Annotated in this window: 4 protein-coding genes and 1 pseudogene; 4 read left to right on the top strand and 1 reads right to left on the bottom strand. The window is 73.0% G+C overall.

All coding sequences use genetic code 11. The features are described 5' to 3' along the window. Nucleotides 1-63: 63 nt before the first annotated feature. Nucleotides 64-363, top strand: coding sequence for a 4a-hydroxytetrahydrobiopterin dehydratase (locus tag G6R25_RS22590; RefSeq protein ID WP_136447873.1), 300 nt, complete (start codon nucleotides 64-66; stop codon nucleotides 361-363). Nucleotides 364-535: 172 nt separating this feature from the next. Here the strand turns inward: G6R25_RS22590 and G6R25_RS22585 are convergent, their stop codons facing one another. Then, the gene (locus G6R25_RS22585) at nucleotides 536-937 is read right to left on the bottom strand and encodes a DUF952 domain-containing protein (protein ID WP_163554492.1); all 402 of its coding nucleotides are present in this window, start codon (nucleotides 935-937) and stop codon (nucleotides 536-538) included. Nucleotides 938-1,169: 232 nt separating this feature from the next. Between G6R25_RS22585 and G6R25_RS22580 the strand changes: the two genes are divergently transcribed. The 3 genes and pseudogenes from G6R25_RS22580 to G6R25_RS22570 all read left to right on the top strand — a co-directional run bounded on the left by G6R25_RS22580 (nucleotide 1,170) and on the right by G6R25_RS22570 (nucleotide 3,308). Further along, on the top strand, nucleotides 1,170-1,577 hold the full coding sequence (locus tag G6R25_RS22580; protein ID WP_163554491.1) for a CU044_2847 family protein: 408 nt from the start codon (nucleotides 1,170-1,172) through the stop codon (nucleotides 1,575-1,577). Between the two features lie 94 nt (nucleotides 1,578-1,671). Continuing rightward, a pseudogene (locus G6R25_RS22575) lies at nucleotides 1,672-2,103 on the top strand (trypsin-like peptidase domain-containing protein); the annotation flags it as partial. Continuing rightward, nucleotides 2,103-3,308, top strand: a complete 1,206-nt coding sequence (locus G6R25_RS22570) for a hypothetical protein (RefSeq protein WP_163554489.1) — start codon at nucleotides 2,103-2,105, stop codon at nucleotides 3,306-3,308. The pseudogene G6R25_RS22575 and the gene G6R25_RS22570, both read left to right, overlap by 1 nt. Nucleotides 3,309-3,520: the final 212 nt, after the last annotated feature.

Here is a 3,520-nt window from a genome sequence, read left to right as displayed (position 1 = left end):
ATACGGCGAGAACCTTGCCCGGAGGTCGTCGAGCCGCCGGGCCCGAAGACGGAGGGCGGCAGCATGCCGACAAAACTGGACAGCACCGAGGTCGCGGACGCACTGACGTCGCTTCCCGGCTGGCTCGGCGACGCCGACCGGATCCAACTGGAGATCATGGTCGACGGTGACGAGGCCGACGCGATCGCCGCCGAGGTGATGCGCGCGGCCGACGAGATGGATCACCACCCGGTGATCGACCACGGGCCGGGGACCACGACGTTCACCGTCTGGACGCACTCCGCCGGCGGCGTCACCGAGCTGGACGTCACCCTGGCCCGGAAGATCTCCCAGATCCTCTACTCGGCGGGCGTTTCCTACTGACCTAACCAGCATGCAGCCCTGATCACCTCAGGCGCACGGCGGAGGTGATCACGGCCGCTGGGCGCACAGGCGGCGGCGGAGATCCGTGCCGGCGGCCGGTTCGGCCGGCTGCCGGCCGGCGCCGACCTCCCCCGCTACGCCCGCTGGGCCGGCACGGTGTGCTGGCTGGAGCTCACCAGAGGGTGGGCGGAACGCTGAACGTGCCGCCCGACCCCGGCGGGAACGGGATGACTGCCACGACCGCCCCGGCATCGATCGGCCCGTACAGGTGCGGGAAGAGCTCCCCCGTCGCCAGCCCAGAAGCCGCCACGAGAGCCGCCGCCACGAGAGCCGCCGCCACGAGAGCCGCCGGCGCGACGGCGGCGGGCGGCTCCCAGCGCAGCGGGGCGGTGAGCCGTTCCGGGTCGACGACGACGAGCAGCAGGTCGTCGCGTCCCGCGTAGAACCGGTTGGCGGTGCCCACGATCTGCCCCGGGGCGGAGAAGTGGATGAACCCCTCGGTGCCGAGACTCGCCGGCCGATACCCGGCCGCCCCGACCGACCATGCGGTCCGCCCGACCAGATGGCAGATCACTCGATCGTCCCGCGCCTGCTCGTCATCGTCCGCCACGTCTACCGCCTTCTGCGCATCCACGTCCGGCCCCGGGACCGTGCCCTCACATCCTTGCGCCGGTGCACCCGGCGGCGCAGTCATCTCGCCCGGATCCGGCCCGGACCGCCCACCCCGGAGGCCCTCGTCCGGTCGACGGCGCCATGGTTAAATCACGTTCAGTGATAGTTCCGACAACCCGGGTCGGGGGACCGCCATGACGGGACAACTCGGCGGCGCCAAGCCGCAGCAGATTCTGGTGCGTTCGGGCGAGGCGGAGTTCTTCGTCGAGGTCAGCGGCCCGGGAGGCCCGCAGAACGTGGCGGCCGGCGGGGCATTCTCCTTCGAGGGGGTTCGCCAGGCGCTGGAGGAGATCGGCGGGCAGCTCTCCCGAGCGTGGCAGGCGGTGCGACCGGACGAGGCGAGCGTCGAGTTCGGCGTGAACGTGACCGCGAAGAGCGGCAAGCTGGCGGCGGTCATTGTCGAGGGCGGCGCCGAGGCGAGCCTGACGGTCACGATGACCTGGCGGCGCCCACCCCCGCCGCCGCCATCCACCTCGCCACCGTCGCCATCCCCCTCGCTTCCAGCCGCCGGCGGCGGCTCCCCGGCGGCGGCCGGGGCCTGACCCGGTGCGCGCCGGGCGGGTGGATACCCGCGAACTGCGCCGCCTCGTGGTCCGCGTCGACGCCGCAGACGGGTAGACGCTCGGCACCGGCTTCTTCGTCGCCCCCGGACTCGTGCTCACCTGCGCCCATGTCGTGGCGGACCGTTCGGAGCTTCGGTTGCTGCCCGCCGACCGGGCCCTGTCCCGCGAGGCGCTGCCCGCGGCGGTGGTGGCCCGCTCGGCGGCGTCGGCGGACGGTGCGGCGCTGTGGCCGTTCCCGGACCTCGCCATCGTGCGGCTGGCCGCGGAGCTGGACCATCCCTGCGCGTTGCTGGCCGACAACGACCCAGCCGGCGGCGAGCTGCAGTGCCAGTCCTGGGGCTATCCGTGGCGCGAGCAGGGCCGGACGCCGCCCGGCTCGCCGGCGTCGTTCCACTTCGAGGGGGTGGAGGGCGACGGATTCCTGACGCTGAAGGCGGGACAGGCGGTGCCGGGCTCAGCGGCGCGCCGCTGGTGTGTCCGGGGCGGCGGGCCGTCGTCGGGGTGATGACCGCGACGCGGGACGCGTTCAACGCGCTCGGCGGCTATGCCTGCCCCGCCGGGGCTCTGTGGGTCGCTTTCGGCGACGGCCCGCCGGCCGAGCTGGCCGCGCTCGGCGAACAGATCCGCCGGTCGAACCGGGCCGCCGTGCTGCGCACCCGCGCCCGCTGGCACCGGGTGGTGCCGGTGCCAGGCGCCGCGGACTGCGTGGACCGACCGTGGGCGCAGTTCGAGCGGCAGCCCGCCACCCCGCCCTCGGACCTGCTGCACCCCGGCTACGGCGTGGTGCCCTACCTGTTCCGCGACGAACCGGTGGCTGCGGCCGTCCGCTGGTGCGAGGACACCGATGGCCCGGGGGCGGCGTTCGCGGTGGACCGGGTGACCAGTGCGGGCGGCTCGGGCAAGACCCGCTTCGCGATCGAGCTGTGCCAGCGGATGGCGGCCGCGGGCTGGATCGCCGGCTGGCGACGCCCCGGGGGCGACACGCAGGTGGCCGAGATCGGGCTGCCGCGGCTCGTCGTCGTCGACTACGCCGAGGCGGAGGAGCCCGAGGACCTGCGCCGTGTGCTGGATGAGCTGCGCCGGAATGCCTCCGACCTGGCCCCGGTACGGGTCCTACTGCTCGGCCGCAGCGGCGCCGACGGCTCGGGCGACCCGCTGCCCGCGGTGCGGGCCGAGGCCGGAGCGCCGCTGCGTCCCGCGCTGGACCGCAGCCAGGGCGACGACACGGTGACTGCCCACCTGGCGATAGCCCAACGAAACGAGCTGTTCACCGCGGCGATGGACCACTTCCGGGCCGCTTGGTGGCTAGCGGACGGCACGACGATGATGGACGGCACGCCATCCACAGCCGCACGGACGCCCCAATCCGGATCGTCTTCGGCCAGTGAAACGACGACGCCGGCTGCGCTTGCCGCCGATCGCTACGAGCTGGCCTTGGAGGTGCTGTTCGAGGCGTTCGACCGGGTGCTGTCCGGGCCGCAGTGGACCCCGGGTGGTCGACCGCCAGTGGACCGCGCGCTCGATCACGAACGTAGATACTGGCGGACGACCGCCTCCACCGGGCTGGGCGTCGGAGAGGCTGTTCGGGAATGGTCCGTGGGCCTGGCAACCCTGGCTGGAGCCGTCACAGAGCCCGACGCAGACAGGCTCCTTTCGATCCTCCCGCCGCTGGCCGACGTGGCCGCAGAGCGGGCGGGCCTGACAGCATGACTAACCAGCTTATACTCCGGCCCGGAATTGCTAAACCCGCTTCGCCCGGACCGGCTCGGCGAGGCATTGGTCGCGCGACTACTGGACACGGCTCCCGGCGGTGGCGCAGCGCTGCTAACAGCGCTATTCAAGCTCCCGGCAGACGAGCAGATCGCCCACTGCCTAGACACCCTCGCCAGGCTCACTGAGCCATTCCCGGCGTCGATTTGTGA

It is taken from the genome of Candidatus Frankia alpina (genome assembly GCF_902806485.1).
Lineage (GTDB): Bacteria > Actinomycetota > Actinomycetes > Frankiales > Frankiaceae > Frankia > Frankia alpina.
Note: the sequence above shows the minus strand (reverse complement) of the source record. Positions and strands in the feature narration are given on the sequence as shown.

Bases quoted from the DNA above. Each gene is read 5' to 3' on its own strand.
- G6R25_RS22590 (WP_136447873.1), top strand. From the start codon at position 64: ATGCCGACAAAACTGGACAGCACCGAGGTCGCGGACGCACTGACGTCG.
- G6R25_RS22580 (WP_163554491.1), top strand. From the start codon at position 1,170: ATGACGGGACAACTCGGCGGCGCCAAGCCGCAGCAGATTCTGGTGCGT.
- G6R25_RS22570 (WP_163554489.1), top strand. From the start codon at position 2,103: ATGACCGCGACGCGGGACGCGTTCAACGCGCTCGGCGGCTATGCCTGC.